Genomic DNA, 16,954 nt, shown 5'->3' with positions numbered 1-16,954 from the left:
GTCAATTCAGATCGATATAGGCGGCATCCAGTGCTATATTCTGGCGAGCCGTCTGGATAATTTTCTTGCCTTCCACCCTCACGATCCCGTCAGAACCCAATGAGATGCGGGCTTCGCCGTTGCGGATCGTCAGCGTCCCGGAGCCATCAAACTCGATCATTGTCGCGAGCTTCAAAAGTGTCTCCCAAGCACCCTCTGGCAAAGGAAAAACTTCTCCCAGTAGCGCTTTGCGATCAGGAACCTGATTCATTCTGAGCCTCCTCAAAAAAATGATCTGGGCGGAGAACGCGCCGGCTGTTCGATGAACGCGCTAGCAGTCTGTAAACCGGCACGCCTTTTGCAACATTGGTTTTCATACCAGTATCTCCATGGGCTTTTCGGCTTAGTGGTCCAAAACGCGCAAATCAAAATCCCGCTTGATCGCGTCCCTGTTCATCACCAATGACTTTTTTACTACCGAGTATGCGGAGATTCCCGTCACCCAGCTCTTGAAGATGATGTCCTGGGTCTCTTTGTCAAATGAGCGAATGTTTCGGCGCGCATCGTAAGTATTGAGTCCGAGGACTGAGATTGAAGCGACATCAGCATTCCTCTGGACAAATATCTCGGTCACAAAATGCCCGCCGGTCGTCGTATCCCAGCCACGCGCATATGCATGCGCAATGGGCTCGCCGGATGAACTCTTAATGGTTTCCATATCCGCGTCTCCGACGAAAGACGCTTGGGAACTGTCATCGATCTGCTTGGTAAATGTTGAAATCATATCCGCTGCCACCTCCCGACCTTTCGCGAGATCTACAGGGCGAATGTGGACGACGAGATTGGGATATTCCTCTCCGTTGATGGAGAGGTTGTAGTCGGATGTGCCCTCTGGCTTGTTGCTACTGTCGACCGTCTTCAGATCCCACCCTTCCGGGTAGAGAAAAACCTCCCCGCCCTTTGCGGTCTGTTCTTTCAGGGTTTTGAATGCAGCGCTCTCACTTTCCATTTCCAGCCCACCAAAGAAGCGGGATAGGGCATCCTCATAGTCAGGATAGTCATCGTAATCGAAAGTCGCCTGAATGATGAGCACATCGCTGCCGTGGCTAACCACGGCCAAGCGCGACATGCGATCATAACCGAGCCCCTCCTTGAACTCACTCCCCGCGAGAAAACCAAACACGCTGTTTCCATGGCTGGAGTCCTGAAGGATCCGATTGTAGCCGTTGAGCGCAAGGAACCCATACCCGGCAGTACTTGCATCAGCGAATGACGGAAAGAGGATGTGGTGCACCTCTATCATCAGTTTATCGCGATTTTCCGGGTCATAAATACGAGCTACAACACCCTCTTTGACAGGAGACGGATCGGTCCAGACGTGCATGTTTTCATTCAGTATCGTGGAAAAGCTCAGCCCAGTCTTACCAAGCTCAACCTTCTGGCGTGAAAATTTTCCCGAAATCGTGTTGCTTGTCGCAAGAATTCGTTCAGTCGAATAGGTCTGGGCCATGGCTACCTCAGAGATAAATAGGTTAATAAGCAAAGGCAGGGCCGCCACTAGGCCAAAAATGCGACCCAACTTTTGTTTTGTTCGCAAGTCGGGCCAAAGTTTCAAGTATTGTGCTCGCATCGTATCTGCCTACTTTTTCGGTGTCTGTACGCCGAGACCCAGATTCAGCCCCGCACCCGGTCCAAGTGCTGCCTTCGCCTTCGCTCGCGCTCCAATTTTTCCATCTTCGAGGGTGCCCGCTTCGCCTTCCACAGCAGCAGAAGCTCCGATACCTGCTTGGCCACCAAGCTCAAGGAATATGCCCCAATCCCAGCTCGTATCGAGCTCGGACAAGCGCGCATCCCAGTTTGCCCACTCAGCAACGCCATTGAAGGAATGGACCACAAAATTCCCCGCGCGGTAGGGTGTTACCGATACCCCCAATCCACCTTTCACCTGCGCAAGTGTGACATCCACTCCAACTTTGCCTTGTGCCGTCACCGTTGGCGAACCGTTATAGGCGCCAAGCTTGACACCCGCCTCGGCGACGGCTTCCGCCTTCAGGGCCTCGATGCCGCCATTCGCGTAGACAAGCCCGTCCCTGTTAAGCGACCCTTGCATTTCAAGGACACTGGCGGAAGCGGACGCGCCTGCTTTTGCGGTAATATTGGCATTACCGCCTGCCCAATCATCGGCAACGGCAAAGCCCGCCGAGGTCTTGGTCGTCGCATTGAGAAAGCCTGTTTTTCCTTGAGCGAAACCATCAGTATCTTCAACAACGCGATAGGACTTGTCGAAATACTTCTGTTCGACAGTCGATCCCATCTCGTATTTCCCCTTGATGGGTTTGCCAGTCTCCTGGTAGGTCGACGTATATCCTTTTTTGCTTTCGGTGGCGCCGCCAGCCCACCTTGTCTTCGACCTCTCGTAGCCTTCTTCCGACTCCACCTTGGTTTTGGCAGAGACTGAGACTTCTGGATCGCCGAGCTTGTTTTCTTCTTTTATGAGTTCGTTGGCAGGACGTTGCTCGGCTTCCTTAGCAACTTTTTGAGGATCGCCTTCGTTTTCTACGTGAGAGGCGTCCCTTGCAAAACCATCGGAGGAGAGCAACGTATTTTGGTGCGGTCGTGGAGTTTGCCCGCCTAGTAGCGGGCTGACAGATCCATAAGCGCTAGTCGAAAACTCCCATGGATTTAGAAGCGAGCCAGGTTCGTAGCCTGGACGGAAGGGCGGCTGCACTCTTGAAACGGAGGGGGCCGGGCAAAAACCCTCCAGATCCTTTCGTACAACCTGCCGCAATGCGTTTTCCTGCTTTGTGGTACGCAACAGCAACGGCGGTAAGATGGGCGCGAAATTCCGGTTGCCCCTCCAGGCATCGAGGTCAGACACTCGCGATTGCGTCTTGTCGTTCATAACGATCAATTCTCGTCTATTTGGTCAGCCTGGAAGCGGATCCGCTTTGCCTTAATCGTCACGTCACCTTCCTTCGACATCGTGACCAATACATTCTCACCGACACGAATGTTGAATTGTTCACCGACGTTGATGTTGTGAACTCTGCCAATATCAGCGTCGTAGCGCCCACGTACAATCAGGCTCATCTTCTTGCCCACCGTAGTTTGAAGAAGATTTCCTACAATAGTTGACTTCGCAACGCCCACAATTTCTGAGCTGCCACCATGAACGATCTCCGACTTGTTCTTCTCGATAAAGATCTGATAGTTGCCTTTCGCGAAATTGAATGGATCCGGAATTCGCATCTTCTGCAGAAACTCGGAGAAATTTCCGAACATATTCATCGTACGTGACAACAAATACTCAGTCAGCTTGTTCTGTCCAACCGCGATGGAGACATTTCCAGCAACTACTTGCTCATAGTCACCGCCAACGAATCCGGTCTTATCGTTAGCGACATGTTGATGCCTGTCATGTTCTACTCTTTCGCGAGTATCGTTGAGGACATGTATGTCGTGGTCCTTCTGGGCGTGAAGGAATAGTTGTTCTTTGCCCGACTCATCTTCAAAGCTAAGCTCGTTAAAGCCCTGTCCCTTATGGGTGTTGGAGCGAAGCACCATACGCGTCTTGTTCGCAGGCAGCTCATAAGGCACTGTCTGACGCGCATTCGGTACCACCCCCGTTACCAACGGCCGGTCCGGATCGCCATCAACAAAGGCAACCATCACCTCCATGCCGATGCGCGGAATGATCTGGCCGCCCCAAGTGGAGCCAGCCCAGTTCTGCGCCACCCGCACCCAGCACGTATCCGTACCATCCTTCTTCGCCTTGCGATCCCAAGGGAACCACAGCTTGATGCGGCCATATTGGTCCGGATGGATTTCTTCGCCTTCGGGGCCGGCAACGATCGCCACCTGCGTGCCTTCGATGCGCGGCCGTTTTGTTGACCGATGCGGCGTCAGCGGCACACGAGCCGGAATTGCCTCGAAGTGATTACGATATTCCGGTTCATTGCTGTTTGTCTCATAGGAGAGATCAACGATGTTGTGGCTTGCCCTGACGATCACATGCTCTTCATAGGCATGTTCGGGATGGGCAACCTCATAAGGCGTAAAGCGGCGGCCGGCTTCGAGAATACGTGAGGTCGAGGACCCGAATACCCGGTCGTGATCCGCCTCGATCGATTGCGTTCTCAGTTTTTGCGCCCGTTCCGCCTCTTCCACCGTCTTGATGCGGGCCGGATATTCGTAAAGCTCGCGCTTCGTCGCATCCGGCATCTGCACCAGTGAGGGCGTCATCGTGCCCGGTACCATGCCAGGCGTCTCAAAATTCCAGTCTGCGCCCGCTCGCTGGCCGGAGACGTAGGAGAACCGCCGCGCCCAGTCGTTGATGTGGTTGCGATCCGACGAGCCCTGCGCCAGGCGCACCGTTCCCTCGCCCTGAGCAGCCGGTGATGGCCCGAGCCAGCCGCTGGCGCTATCGGCGACATGCAGCTTGTGGGAACCGTCCTCATGGCTAAACCAGTAAAACAGACCGTCCTCCTCGAAACGGCGCATGAGATAGGAGAGGTCAGTCTCGTTCCATTGAACGCTGTAGTGTTGGGCAGGCGGAGGGGAAATGATGCCTGACGTATCAGGAGCCGGAATCCCATGTTCGGAGAATAACGTCTCAACCACCTCGATCGCTGTCTTGTCCATCCAGATCCGGCAGTCTGATCGGCGTGACAGCAGCCACATCTGCGGCCGAATGGTCATGGCATAGGAGCGAAGCCCCCGGGTGATAGGCGGCCCCTCGTGCAACTCGGTAACCAGGCCATTGAAGGGGCGGCGCACGCCGCTGCCCTCCTCGCCATCGCCCTGTTGCACCTCGACTGAAACATCGACCAGCCGTCCGATCAGTTCGTCGGGCTTGACCGCTTCCTTCTTGGCGCGCACCGTCAGGCGGATATCGAAGAGCTGCGACACGCCTTCCTCGACCTTCAGGCGTTCCGGCAAAAGCTGGTCTTCACCCAACGGGGACTTGACCTTCAGAACGCGGCTCGCCTGAATGAAATCAGACGACGAGGGCTGATCGCTCATTGTCTATCTCCGCAATGTACAGAATGAGAAGCGGCATGCATGGGCTTTGCCTTCAACTATTGCTGATCGTGAAGCGAGGGGGCTTGGCCAGATCACTCACCACCTGAATTCGTTCGTGCCAGAAAAAGAGCCAGGGTCTCAATGCTCGAATTTCCGTCAGCGCCGCTCCCCTACCAGATAAGCGTACTGGAGTTTCGTTGCATAGTTCGTCGTCACATCCGCTTTCGGGCCAAACATCACGTCCGGGGTAAGAACGGTCCCAATGTCTTTCGCCGTGGGTGCAGTTCCAAGAAGATATATGTCTCTCGATAAAAACATCTGATTGCCGAACGAATTGGCCACGGCGTAATTCACCTGCAAGGCGAACGCGTTGTGCCGGTGCTGCAGCAAAGCCTGGCCGATCTTGGTTTCATTTGCTTGCAGCCACTTCCGCAACCAGACGGAAATTGCGCCCTCGTTCAGAGCGGCGGCAGCCTGGCTGAACACGGCTGCCGCCGCTCCACCGACAGCTGCGCGCTGATTGAACTGCCTCGGGCCGTCTGGAAGGCTCATATAGGACAGATCGGGTCCTCGACCCATTTTCTGAGGTGCCAGGACCTCGTCCTGTCGAACGGGACGGACGGTGAAAGTGTCTGTAGATACGGAAAAATTAGGCATTCAAGACGCCTCCCTCTGGACGACATAAAGAAAACTGCGGCACAGTCGGACTCTCGCGGTGTTGGCCCGCAAGCCCGGATATAGTCCGGTGCCCGCTAAGGCACCGGACCTTTCTCATCAGGCGGCCTTTGTCGTCGCCAGATCGTAAGAGGCGATCATCGGAGACTGCGGCGAGTTGTTGTCGTCGAACGGCGTGTACTTCACTTCCATCTTCGTGAAGTTGAGCTTGACGGTTTCCACCGGACGGTCGCCGCTGGAATCCACCGAGTAGCTGGCGATAAGCGTGTTTGTCAGCAGATACTCGATATAGGTGTTGCCCGGATTACCCGTGGTCACCAGATGAATGGTTGCGAGCTTGCCGGTACGGCCGGCGCAGGCTTCCTGGAAAAGCTTGGTGGAGGAGGAATCGCTAACCTTGGTCAGAATGACTTCCGAAATGGTCGGTTCGGATGCCTCGCGGTTTGCAGCAGAACCAGCAGAGGTGTTCATGTTGCGGGCCACGTTCCAGTGAATGGCTTCAATATCCATCCACTTGCGATGTTCTTCATGGGTGGCGTCGCCCTGGATACCGTCAATCTGCAGATAAATTGGCATGCTGTAAGCTCCTGTAGCTGAAATGACCTCTTGCTCCGAGGCCGAGTTACCCTTCGTTTAATGCCGCATGCGCCGGGTAGCCCCATCCGACGCGGCAACTTTATCCACCCCAACCTCTTCGGTTACGGCGAATTCATCTGCTTCCCCAGCCTCTTCGGCACGAATGCCGAACCCGTTTTCACCAAAATCGACAACAATCTTCCCGACACGCTCTCCCGCGATTACCTTTTCGAGGAAAAAGCTGGAAAGAGGCGGCAGGAGATCCTTGCCGATCATGATTTCAATGGCGCGTGCGCCAATCTCACTTGCACCGGCGCGTGCCACCAGGGCATCTCGCGCCACATTGGACAGGGTCAGGCCGGTGCCATATGTTGCGAGCACACGTTCCCTGATCTTGCCAATCTGCATATCCACGATGCTTGCAAGCGCCTCCGTACCAAGCGGCACGAAGGGCAGAATGATCGTGCGCCCGAGGAACGCGGGCTTGAACTGTTTGGTAAGCTCCGGCATCAGAAGCGCTTCCAGCGCTTCGCCTTCCGGCATCGTGTCGGGATCGGCCGACAGCGCCGAGAGCAACTCCGAGCCTGTATTGGCCGTCATGAAGATAGTGGTGTTCTTGAAATCCACGTCGCGGCCTTCGCCATCGCGCAACACGCCCTTGTCAAACACCTGATAGAAAATGTCCTGGACGCCGGGGTGAGCCTTGTCGATCTCATCCAAGAGCAGAACGCCGAACGGCCGGCGGCGCACGGCTTCCGTCAACACGCCGCCTTCGCCGAAACCGACATAACCGGGCGGCGAACCCAGAAGCAGCGAAACCTTATGCTCTTCCTTGAACTCCGACATGTTGATCGTCGTCAGATGGCTGTTGCCGCCGTAGAGCATATCGGCGAGCGACAGCGCGGTTTCGGTCTTTCCCGTTCCGGACATGCCGACAAGGAAAAAAACCGCCGGCGGGCGGCGCGGATCGGATAATCCGGCCCGCGCAGTGCGCATGGCATCGGCAATCCGGGCAATTGCAGCATCCTGCCCCACCACCCGCTGCCGCATGCGCGCATCCAGTTTCCGGGCACTTTCGATCTGGTCCGCCAGAAGTTTGCCGAGTGGAATTCCGGTCCATCGCGAAACGACGGCGGCGATCGCCTCACGATCAACAACTGTCGGGACAAGTCTGTCGGCATTTGCCGGCTTCATGTCGACCACAGGCCGCAGGGGCGAGACATTGGAAACATCGCCTTCAGCCGGCTGCTCTTCGCTTAACTCAGCCATCTCCGCGTCGTAACGCTCACGCAGATCACCGATCCCGCTCTCAAGCTTTTCGACTTCGCCCCGTATCGACTGGATACGGCTGTCAATCTCGTCATCCTGCGGTTCACGCAGAAGCCAGTTCAACTCATCGGTGAGAAGGCGCTGCTCGCTTTCCATAGCGCGCAGCCGCTCCGGTTGGGTCTGCCGTGCAAGCGAGACGGCAGCCGCGGCCGTATCGAGAAGGCTGACGGCCTTGTCCGGCAGCTGCCGCGCCGGCATGTAGCGTGCGGATAATTGCACCGCGGCCACGATCGCCTCGTCACGAACGACAACGTTGTGATGGCTGACGAAGCTGTCAGCGACACCGCGCAACATGCGTATAGCGGTCGTCTCATCCGGCTCGCGCACGTGCACGGGCTGGAAACGGCGGGTCAGTGCCGCATCCTTTTCGAAATATTTCTTGTATTCGCTCCAGGTCGTCGCCGCGACGGTGCGCACTTCACCGCGCGCCAGAGCGGGTTTGAGAATATTGGCCGCATCACCCTGCCCGGCCGCACCACCTGCACCAACGAGGCCGTGGGCTTCATCGATGAACAGGATGACGGGTTCGGCCGAACGTTTGACCGCATCGATCACGCCATGAAGGCGGCGCTCAAACTCGCCCTTAACGCCGGCACCGGCCTGAAGTAGCGAAATATCGAGGTTCAGCAGGCGGACGTTGCGCAACTTTTCCGGAACGTTGCCAGACGCGATTTCCAGCGCCAGCGCCTCGGCAACCGCCGTTTTGCCAACCCCCGCCTCACCTACCAGGATGGGATTGTTCTGTCGGCGGCGCGTTAGAATATCAACAAGCTGGCGTAACTCATCATCGCGGCCGATAACAGGATCAACCTTGCCATTGCGGGCATCTGCGGTCATGTCCTGGGTGTAAAGGCGCAAGAAATCATTCTGGCCTGCAGACTGTCCTGTCCCTGCCTGCCCTGAGCCTGCCAGCGCGGAAGGAACATCCACGCCTGCGCCATTTTCAGTCGAGTTGCGAAGACGCTCAAGCGCGGTGCGATCCATCGCCTTGAGAGAAGGAAATGCCGAGCGGACGAAAGAGCGAAGTGAGGTTTCCTCATCCATCGCCAACAGAAGATCGCAAAGCGTAACACGGTCGCGGCCAGCCTCCAGCGATGCGAGAATCCATGCCTCCCGGGCTGCCGTGAGGATGTTCTGGGAGAGCGACAATGCCTCTCCGTCGCCGATGATGGACTCCTCCAGACTGCGGCTGATTTCAGCCTGCAATACCGGAAGTGGAATTTTTAATTCCTCGAATGTTTTCGCATAGATGCCGGAGTCCACAACCGCAAGCAGCCAATGCGGGATATCCACGTATCTGTGCCCCATGCGCACCGCAACAGAAGCCGCAGCTTCAAGGGTAACACGCAGGTCTGGCTCAAGCGCTCCAACAAGGCGGTTGAGATCGATATGCGACATGCAATGAGCCTCCTGCCCGGGTTCATTCCACAACGTGACGTGGAGTAAATATGATGATGAAACCAACTTGTCCACCCCGAAGTTGATTTTTTGTCAGATGAGATTATCCACTAGACGCCACAATTTAGACACATTTAGAATAAGTCTGTCTTATGAATAGCCTTACGTAAGGGAAGTAACTACAAAAAATCCATTACTAGTTCTTGGAGATAGACTGTCGTTGAACGCGCCGTACGTTAAAACAAATTTGGAATTTTCGAGTGACTGCGGAGAAAATATCCGGGTCGACGCAAGAACGCGTGAAATATACTACAGAATTAAGGATGAAAGAAACCAGGCACGCACAGAAGAGCGCGCCGCGTCTCCGCAGGATAACCTCAAGATATCCAGTAGCTGGGACAATGTCAGCAATCTTGGATTGCAGATTATATATTCCGAAAGCAAGGATGTAGAAATATTGGCGTGGCTTGCGGAAGCATCGCTGCGCCTGCGTGGCTTCCATGGTCTGCGCGAAATCTACGATCTCTGCAAAGAGCTATTTTACAACCACTGGGACTCGCTGCGGTCGATTAGCGACGATAATGACGAAGAAAAATTTGCACCTTTAGCGGGATTGAACGGTGTCGGCAGCGAAGGAACGCTTGTTCAGCCTTTGCGCCTCGCCTCATTGATCCCAGGCGGAAAATTTGGCGAACATAGTCTCTGGGACTTTCAACTCGCGCAGCGCCCAAATGAGAGCAAACGTCGCGAAGAGCTATATCGGCTTGCGTCTGAAACTGGCGTTGCCGCCATGTCATCCCAGTTGGCAGAGGTGACTGCGTGCCTCTCCTCGTTTGACGCCATCATGGCCATCCTTGCCGAGCGCTGTGGGCAATCCGCACCCCCGAGTTCCCATATCCGCAACACGCTGGTCGAAGCAGCGTCTGCAATTCGCTCGCTCGGCGGCCGCGACCAGGAACCGGCACCCGTCGAACAGGAACCTGTGGGCATCAGCGGTTCAGACGAGAGCGGGCCAACGGCCGCGCGTCCCGCCGTAATCGCACCGGAAGGCATATTAACGCGCGACGAGGCATTTGAAACTCTTCTCTCGGTTGCGCGTTACTTCCGCCGTACCGAGCCGCATTCACCGATCTCCCTTGCCATAGAGACACTGGTGCGCAGGGGACGCATGGATTTTTCGGAACTGCTGGCCGAGCTTTTGCCAGAAGCCCAGGTCCGCAACGCAGTCTTAACCGCCGCCGGCATCAAGCCAAGCGGGGAGAGCAACGGAAAATAGAAAGCACGGAGCGCAACGCCGCTCCGTAACAGTCGTCTGTGCCAAGGGGCACCAAGGAGGTTGAAATGGCAAGTGTACATGAGAAGCTGGAGCGTGTTCGCAAACCACGCGTTCATATCAAATACGAAGTCGAAACCGAAGGCGCGATGGTGGTCAAGGAACTGCCTTTCGTGGTCGGCGTGCTCGGTGATTTCTCCGGCAATCCCACCCAGCCGCTCAAGCCGTTCGGGGAGCGTAAATTCGTTCAGATCGACCGCGACAATTTCGACGAAGTCATGCGGCGCATGACGCCGGGCCTCAACATTTCCGTTGCCAATACGCTGCAAAAAGATGGCACGGACATGCAGGTCAACCTGAAGTTCGAAAGCATGGACGATTTCGAACCCGGTGCCGTCGTGCAGCAGGTTCCGGCGCTCAAGGCGCTTCTGGATGCCCGCAACGAGTTGCGCGACCTTCTTTCCAAGGCCGACCGTTCGGAAGATCTGGAGCGGATGCTGGAAGATATTCTGCAGAACAAGACCGACCTCGCAACGCTGGTTTCCGAACTGAAGGAAAAGAACGGCGCGGGCGAATAATCGCCTGTGCGGAGGAAAACCTCCCCGAACGGCCCTGCGGGGCTTCAACTGTTCAAGCGGCATTTTTAAAGCCGCATGTGGAAGGACTGAAACATGAGCGCTGAGAGCCTGCTGAAAAATGAAGTACAGGCAACGACCGCCGAAGATCAGGGACTGCTGTCCAAGGTGGTTGCCGCTACCCGTCAAACCGAACCGGACCGCGCGCAGAACCTCCTGCGTACGCTGACCGATCAGGCACTGAAGGGGACGGTAAAATATGACCGCAACCTTACCGTTACCCTTAACCACGCGATCGCGGAGCTGGACCGCACGATTTCCGAACAGCTCGCCGCTATTATGCAGGCGCCCGAATTCGCCAAGCTTGAGGGCACCTGGCGCGGGTTGAACTATCTCGTCAAGAACTCCGAAACGAGCGTCAACCTCAAAATCCGCGTCATGAATGCCGGCAAGCGTGAACTGGCGCGTGATCTCGAGAAAGCCGTCGAATTCGATCAATCCCGCCTCTTCAAGGCGATCTATGAAGACGAATTCGGCACCCCCGGCGGCGAACCGCTTGGCGCCATCATCGGCGATTACGAATTCGACAATTCCTTCGATGACGTCCAGCTGCTGCAAGGCGTCTCATCGATCGCGGCGGCAGCCTTCGCGCCCTTCATCTCGGCTGCCAGCCCGCATATGTTCGGTTTCGAGGACTATCGCGATCTCGCCCGTCCGCGCGATCTGGAGAAGATCTTCGACACGGTCGAATATGCCAAGTGGCGCAGCTTCCGCGAAAGCGACGATTCCCGTTTCGTCACCCTCGCTCTTCCGCGGGTGCTGGCGCGTATGCCCTATGGCCCGAAAACCAACCCAATCGACGATTTCGCCTACGACGAAACCAAGGGTGCGGTGAATGGTGACCTTGAGCATGACGAATATTGCTGGATGAACGCCGCTTACGTGATGGGCACTAAGCTGACCGATGCCTTCGCAAAAAGCGGCTGGTGCACGGCTATCCGAGGGGCTGAAAACGGCGGCAAGGTGGAAAACCTGCCCATGCATGTCTTCTCCAGCGATGACGGCGACCTGGATCTGAAATGCCCGACCGAAGTCGGCATCACCGACCGCCGCGACGCCGAACTCGGCAAACTCGGCTTCCTGCCGCTCTGCCACTACAAGAACACTGACTACGCGGTGTTCTTCGGCGCCCAGACAGCCCATAAGCCGAAGCTTTACGACAAGCCGGAAGCCACGGCCAACGCCGCCGTCTCGGCCCGCCTGCCCTACATCATGGCTACGTCGCGCTTCGCGCATTATCTCAAGGTCATGGGGCGCGACAAGATCGGCTCCTTCATGGAAGCGTCCGATTGCGAAGTCTGGCTCAATCGCTGGATCGCTAACTATGTCAACGCCAATGACGAAGCGGGTGAGGAAAGCCGCGCCAAATATCCGCTGCGCGATGCCAAGGTGACCGTGCAGGAAGTGCCCGGCAAACCCGGCGCCTACAATGCGGTCGCATGGATGCGGCCCTGGTTGCAGATGGAAGAACTGACGACCTCGCTGCGCATGGTCGCCCGTATTCCGTCGAAGAACTGAGCCTGGGTCCGGGGTGCTCGGCCACCCCGGCCCCGTTCATCATCCGGAGCCCGCTCATGGCGCATCAGTCCTTTCCGGACGCCCGCATTTTCGCCGACCAGCTCATCGCCCTCATCGATGATGCGCTGAACGGGCAGGTGAACGCCATTCTCCACCATCCCGATTTTCAAGCGATGGAGGCGAGATGGCGCGGGCTTGCCATGGTCGTGAGCGAGGCGGCCCGCAGCACCGACGTGAAGGTGAAACTGCTGAACGCAAGCTGGCGCGACCTTGCCCGCAACACGGAACGCGCCACCGATTTCGACCAGAGCCATCTTTTCGAGGTCGTCTATAACCGCGAATTCGGCATGCCGGGCGGCGAACCGGTCGGCCTTCTGATCGGCGACTACGCCTTTTCCCCTGATGATCTTGATGGTGCCGATTCCATCACAACGCTGTCACAGATCGGCATGGTGGCTGCGGCCGCCTTCTGCCCTTTCGTAGCGGCGGCTTCGCCCTCCGCCGTTGGCCTACAGGACTTTTCGGAACTCAGTCGGGTCCATGACTTTTCCTGGCTGAAACAGGAGAGATCGCGGCTGCGGTGGAATGCGCTTCGCGCACGGGACGATTCACGCTTCGTAGGCCTAGTAGCACCGCGCGTTTTGCTACGCTCTCCCTACAGGCCCTATGCGCGCGGAAGGGATGACGGATTCCCATTCCGCGAGCATGTGTCGGAAAGCGGCGAGACCCTTTTGTGGGGCAACGCCGCCTTTGCCTTCGCAACGGTTGTGGTGCGCAATTTCGTCGATTCCGGCTGGTTCGCTGATCTGCGCGGTGTGACGCAGGACGCCGTGGATGGCGGCATGCTCTCTGCCCGGCAATTGCCGCCGCTCGATCTCGGTATCGAGAGCAACGGCCTTTCCGCACAGCCGCCTGTCGAGGTGCAGCTGACACCAGGGCAGGAGCAGCAATTTTCCGACCTCGGCATCGTGCCCGTCTCCACCACCTATCTTTCCGGCATGGCGATCTTCAACGCCAACCAGTCCCTGCATGCACCCGGCCATTATTCCACCGAAGCGGCGAGGCAGAACGCCCGCCTTGCTGCCATGCTGCAATATGTGCTGTGTGCCTCCCGGTTCTCGCATTACCTCAAGGTCATCATGCGCGATGACATCGGCCAGCTCAGCGATGCCAAGACAATCGAGCGCAAACTGGAAAGCTGGCTTTCCTCCTATACGCTCGGCAACGACGATGCGGAGGCGGCGTTACGCACGCGCTATCCGCTGCGCTCTGCGGGGATCAATGTCTTCGAGGTTCCCGGCAAGCCCGGAACATTCTCCTGCACCGTGCGCCTTCAACCACATTTCCAGCTCGATGACGTCTCCACGAGCTTCCACCTCATTGCCGAAACCATGATGCCGGCCACCACCGCATCACGGTCTTCAGCCGAGCCGCAAAGGATATCCGCATGACGCTGCGCGACGATATTTCTCGCCTCCTGGATGATAACCAGCTGCAAGACGCAATCGGGTTGGCGCGGGACCATGTGAAAACCAAGCCGACCGACAAGGATGGCCGCCATTTCTACATCGACCTGCTGGTCCTCGCTGGCGACTATGAAAAAGCCGATGCGCAATGCAATCTGGCCGCAACATTTTCGCCGCAAGACAGCGTCGGTTTTTCCCTCTTTCGCCACCAGCTGCGCGCTATGGCCGCACGCAATGCATGGTTCGAGAACGGTGCGATACCGGATTTCCCCGGCGGCCCTTCCGAACTCGATCAGCTGGCCATCCGGGCGAATATTGCCGCACGCAGCGACGATGCGGATGCCGCCAGAGCAGCACTTGCTGAACTCGATGACAAACGCGGCAATGTGCCAATCGGCCACGATGGCAAGAGCGCTGGCGACATCCGCGATCTGGACGACCGGATTCCGCATGCGCTCGAAGTCCTGACCAATGGCGGCCGTTATCTCTGGATCGACTACGGGCGCATCGAAAGCCTTGCCATCGACCCCATGAGCCGCCCGCGCGATCTGGCCTTTCGCGGCGCCGAACTGACGTTGCGCGACGGGGCAGTCGCAACCGTGCTGCTTCCTGCGATCTATTATGGCGCGGGCGACGATGTCGGCCTGCTTCTTGGTCGCGAGACTCGCTGGAGCGAAGGCAACCAGCCACTTGCGACGGGCTTTGGACAGCGTTGCCTGCTCATCGGCGACGATGTGGTGCCGTTCCACGAGATCGGCGCTCTTTCTGCCCTCTGCGACGAAGAAAGGCAGATCGCCCGTGGTTGATCCGCTGGAGCAATATCGCCCATGGCAAAGGACGCTGTCTCGCTCGGTTCTGGACCGGCTGCTCGATGAGGCACCGGATGAGGAAACGGATATGCTTCTCAGCCTGAAGGATCAGGCGCGCGAGATGCGTGAGGTGATCCGCCGCGATCTCGAGGCATTGCTCAATACCCGTCGCAACCCGGCCGGCCCGCCGGCAGCACTCAAGGAACTGTCCGACGCGCTCGTGAGCTATGGGGTGGACGGCATTCTTTCGGCCAATCTGGTGACGGATGCCTCCAAGGCGCGGCTCGCTCGCAGCATCGAGCGGCGGATTTCCCTGTTCGAAACCCGCCTTGCCGACGTGCATGTGACGATCCTGAAGAACCGCACGGATGGTGACCGGGCGCTTCGCATGCGCATACAGGCAAGCTTCCGCCTTCAGGAAGGCATGCCGCCGATCAGCTTTGAATCCCGGATCGATCCTTCCACGCAACAATTTCTGGTGGAGGCGACGAATGGCTGAAGGCTTTCTCGAAAAATACAATGACGAGCTTTTTGCGCTGCGAAAGCGCGCATCCCGTTTTGCGGCGGCGTTTCCGAAGATCGCCGGCAGGCTGCGGATGACGGGCGATGTCGCCGACGATCCGCATGTCGAGCGGTTGATCCAGAGCTTTGCCTATTCCGCCGCCCGGGTGCGCCAGAAGCTGGATGACGAATTTCCCGAACTGTCGGACAGTCTGCTGGAAACGCTCTATCCGCATTATCTTGCCCCGATCCCTTCGATGAGCGTCGTGCAATTCGCTCCGAGCCCGGTGCTGGCAACCGTGCAGACGCTTCCCCGTCACAGCGAAATTCTCGCCGAACCGGTCGGCGGCGAAAGCTGCCGTTTCCGCACCACGCAGGACGTCGAGATCGTTCCACTGGAGATCGCAGCTGCGACGCTCACCGGTCAGCCGATCGACGCGCCGTTTTCGGCGTCCTTTGCCGGCACGGCCAGCTGTTTGCGGCTTTCGCTGCGCAGCACGGCCCCGCGCGGCGGTAGTTTCCCGGAAATGGGACTGACGAAACTCCAGCTCTTCCTGTCCGCCGCATGGCAGCAGGCGACAGCACTTTACGAGCTTTTGACCAACCATTGCGTCGGCATGGCGCTTGCCCGTCATTCCGAGGACAAGGAAGCCATCTTCCTGCCGGCCGGCAATCTCAGGCCTTCCGGGTTCACCCGCGATCAGGCCATGCTGCCCTATCCGGCCAACAGCTTTGACGGATACCGGCTCCTCACCGAATTCTTCGCGCTGCCACAGAAGTTTCTCTTTCTCGATATTGACGGGCTGCACAGATGGAGCGGCGGTGATTGCGAGCTTTATATCTATCTGGATGCCGCCGATGCGCAGCTTGAGCGCATGGTGTCGGTCAAGGATTTCGTAGTGAACGCCTCCCCGGTCATCAACCTCTTCAAGCAAAGCTGCGAACCGCTCAGCCTGGACGGAACCCGGACCGAATACCGCCTGCTACCCGATGCACGCCGCCAGCGGACACGCGAGATATACGCGGTCGAAAACGTCCAGCTGACCAGCCGATCCGGGCAGAGCGAGAAAACCTCTCCCTTCTTCGGCCGCACCCAACGCAACAATGGTGCGAATGTGTTCTGGCAGATACAGCGCCGGTTCGATGATGACGGCTCTTCCGATACGGACATCGCCTTCGTGGATGAAAAGCGCGGACCGCTGGGGCCGCTCGACGTGGTGGCGAGCATCGATACCCTCTGCATCAACCGTGAGCTACCGAGCCAGCTTCCGTTTGGCGGCGGGCATCCCTTCCTGCAGCTTTCAACCGGCAATGAAGCGGTGAAATCAGTCCATGCGCTGATGCCGCCGACAGCGGCGATCCGCGTCAACGAACGCTCGGCGCGCGAATGGCGGCTGATATCGCATCTTCTTCTCAACCATCTGTCCCTCACCGACAGCGGCGGCGCACCGCTGAAGGACATTCTGTCGCTATATTCCTTCAGGGACAGCCCGGAAACCAGGCAGCTCGTGGAGGCGATCAGCAATGTCGAGGCGCAAAATTCCCATGCCCGGATCGGCTCGGCCATGGTGCCGGGAACGGATATCACCGTGGAGTTCGACCCCGCGCTGATCGCGCGACCTGCCGCATTTGTTTTCGCCGGCGTCCTCAACCATTTCTTCGGGCTCTACACCTCGATCAACAGTTTCACGCGACTGACGGCGACGATGCGCGGCCACTCCAAACCGATTGCCCGCTGGCCAGCCCGCGCGGCCGACCGGCCACTGCTTTAGG

The 16,954-nt window shown here is 57.6% G+C and carries 14 protein-coding genes; 7 read left to right on the top strand and 7 right to left on the bottom strand.

What is annotated here, in order from left to right; translation table 11 throughout:
- Position 1 precedes the first annotated feature (1 nt).
- The 7 genes from RBH71_RS12860 to tssH form a co-directional block, all read right to left on the bottom strand.
- Positions 2 to 250 (bottom strand): hypothetical protein, encoded by a 249-nt coding sequence (locus tag RBH71_RS12860; protein WP_004431493.1) that lies wholly within the window; start codon positions 248 to 250, stop codon positions 2 to 4.
- A gap of 132 nt (positions 251 to 382) precedes the next feature.
- Positions 383 to 1,489, bottom strand: coding sequence for a hypothetical protein (locus RBH71_RS12855; RefSeq protein ID WP_141566661.1), 1,107 nt, complete (start codon positions 1,487 to 1,489; stop codon positions 383 to 385).
- 129 nt (positions 1,490 to 1,618) lie between these two features.
- A complete protein-coding gene (locus RBH71_RS12850; protein WP_141566660.1) occupies positions 1,619 to 2,881 on the bottom strand; it encodes a hypothetical protein in 1,263 nt (420 codons plus the stop codon).
- Positions 2,882 to 2,886: 5 nt separating this feature from the next.
- The gene (gene tssI, locus RBH71_RS12845) at positions 2,887 to 5,001 is read right to left on the bottom strand and encodes a type VI secretion system tip protein TssI/VgrG (protein WP_111827870.1); all 2,115 of its coding nucleotides are present in this window, start codon (positions 4,999 to 5,001) and stop codon (positions 2,887 to 2,889) included.
- A 156-nt stretch (positions 5,002 to 5,157) separates the two neighbouring features.
- Positions 5,158 to 5,658: a hypothetical protein gene (locus tag RBH71_RS12840; RefSeq protein WP_004431489.1), complete on the bottom strand. Its 501-nt coding sequence runs from the start codon at positions 5,656 to 5,658 to the stop codon at positions 5,158 to 5,160.
- A gap of 117 nt (positions 5,659 to 5,775) precedes the next feature.
- Positions 5,776 to 6,252 (bottom strand): Hcp family type VI secretion system effector, encoded by a 477-nt coding sequence (locus tag RBH71_RS12835; RefSeq protein WP_004431488.1) that lies wholly within the window; start codon positions 6,250 to 6,252, stop codon positions 5,776 to 5,778.
- 57 nt (positions 6,253 to 6,309) lie between these two features.
- Positions 6,310 to 8,979, bottom strand: a complete 2,670-nt coding sequence (gene tssH / locus RBH71_RS12830; protein WP_112355542.1) for a type VI secretion system ATPase TssH — start codon at positions 8,977 to 8,979, stop codon at positions 6,310 to 6,312.
- A 220-nt stretch (positions 8,980 to 9,199) separates the two neighbouring features.
- Here tssH and tssA point away from each other — a divergent pair, with 220 nt between their 5' ends.
- The 7 genes from tssA to tssF all read left to right on the top strand — a co-directional run bounded on the left by tssA (position 9,200) and on the right by tssF (position 16,953).
- Positions 9,200 to 10,255, top strand: a complete 1,056-nt coding sequence (gene tssA, locus RBH71_RS12825; RefSeq protein WP_111827872.1) for a type VI secretion system protein TssA — start codon at positions 9,200 to 9,202, stop codon at positions 10,253 to 10,255.
- Positions 10,256 to 10,320: 65 nt separating this feature from the next.
- Entirely contained in the window at positions 10,321 to 10,830 is a 510-nt protein-coding gene (gene tssB, locus RBH71_RS12820) for a type VI secretion system contractile sheath small subunit (RefSeq protein WP_038495588.1), read from the top strand.
- 93 nt (positions 10,831 to 10,923) lie between these two features.
- A complete protein-coding gene (gene tssC, locus RBH71_RS12815; protein WP_111827873.1) occupies positions 10,924 to 12,405 on the top strand; it encodes a type VI secretion system contractile sheath large subunit in 1,482 nt (493 codons plus the stop codon).
- A gap of 56 nt (positions 12,406 to 12,461) precedes the next feature.
- Positions 12,462 to 13,856: a type VI secretion system contractile sheath large subunit gene (gene tssC, locus RBH71_RS12810; RefSeq protein ID WP_111809887.1), complete on the top strand. Its 1,395-nt coding sequence runs from the start codon at positions 12,462 to 12,464 to the stop codon at positions 13,854 to 13,856.
- A complete protein-coding gene (locus RBH71_RS12805; protein WP_323687361.1) occupies positions 13,853 to 14,677 on the top strand; it encodes a type VI secretion system accessory protein TagJ in 825 nt (274 codons plus the stop codon). The genes tssC (RBH71_RS12810) and RBH71_RS12805 overlap by 4 nt, the downstream gene beginning before the upstream one ends.
- On the top strand, positions 14,670 to 15,179 hold the full coding sequence (gene tssE, locus RBH71_RS12800) for a type VI secretion system baseplate subunit TssE (RefSeq protein WP_111809885.1): 510 nt from the start codon (positions 14,670 to 14,672) through the stop codon (positions 15,177 to 15,179). The genes RBH71_RS12805 and tssE overlap by 8 nt, the downstream gene beginning before the upstream one ends.
- Positions 15,172 to 16,953, top strand: a complete 1,782-nt coding sequence (gene tssF, locus RBH71_RS12795) for a type VI secretion system baseplate subunit TssF (protein WP_323687360.1) — start codon at positions 15,172 to 15,174, stop codon at positions 16,951 to 16,953. Before tssE ends, tssF begins: the two co-directional genes overlap by 8 nt.
- Position 16,954: the final 1 nt, after the last annotated feature.

This window comes from Rhizobium sp. AN68, assembly GCF_030758035.1.
Taxonomy (GTDB): domain Bacteria; phylum Pseudomonadota; class Alphaproteobacteria; order Rhizobiales; family Rhizobiaceae; genus Agrobacterium; species Agrobacterium tumefaciens.
The sequence above is the reverse complement of the archived record's forward strand: the minus strand, read 5'-3'. Positions and strand labels throughout refer to the sequence as shown.

Bases quoted from the DNA above. Each gene is read 5' to 3' on its own strand.
- RBH71_RS12855 (WP_141566661.1), bottom strand. From the start codon at position 1,489: ATGGCCCAGACCTATTCGACTGAACGAATTCTTGCGACAAGCAACACG.
- tssB (WP_038495588.1), top strand. From the start codon at position 10,321: ATGGCAAGTGTACATGAGAAGCTGGAGCGTGTTCGCAAACCACGCGTT.
- tssI (WP_111827870.1), bottom strand. From the start codon at position 5,001: ATGAGCGATCAGCCCTCGTCGTCTGATTTCATTCAGGCGAGCCGCGTT.
- tssC (WP_111809887.1), top strand. From the start codon at position 12,462: ATGGCGCATCAGTCCTTTCCGGACGCCCGCATTTTCGCCGACCAGCTC.
- RBH71_RS12850 (WP_141566660.1), bottom strand. From the start codon at position 2,881: ATGAACGACAAGACGCAATCGCGAGTGTCTGACCTCGATGCCTGGAGG.
- RBH71_RS12805 (WP_323687361.1), top strand. From the start codon at position 13,853: ATGACGCTGCGCGACGATATTTCTCGCCTCCTGGATGATAACCAGCTG.
- RBH71_RS12840 (WP_004431489.1), bottom strand. From the start codon at position 5,658: ATGCCTAATTTTTCCGTATCTACAGACACTTTCACCGTCCGTCCCGTT.
- tssC (WP_111827873.1), top strand. From the start codon at position 10,924: ATGAGCGCTGAGAGCCTGCTGAAAAATGAAGTACAGGCAACGACCGCC.
- RBH71_RS12860 (WP_004431493.1), bottom strand. From the start codon at position 250: ATGAATCAGGTTCCTGATCGCAAAGCGCTACTGGGAGAAGTTTTTCCT.
- tssH (WP_112355542.1), bottom strand. From the start codon at position 8,979: ATGTCGCATATCGATCTCAACCGCCTTGTTGGAGCGCTTGAGCCAGAC.
- tssF (WP_323687360.1), top strand. From the start codon at position 15,172: ATGGCTGAAGGCTTTCTCGAAAAATACAATGACGAGCTTTTTGCGCTG.
- RBH71_RS12835 (WP_004431488.1), bottom strand. From the start codon at position 6,252: ATGCCAATTTATCTGCAGATTGACGGTATCCAGGGCGACGCCACCCAT.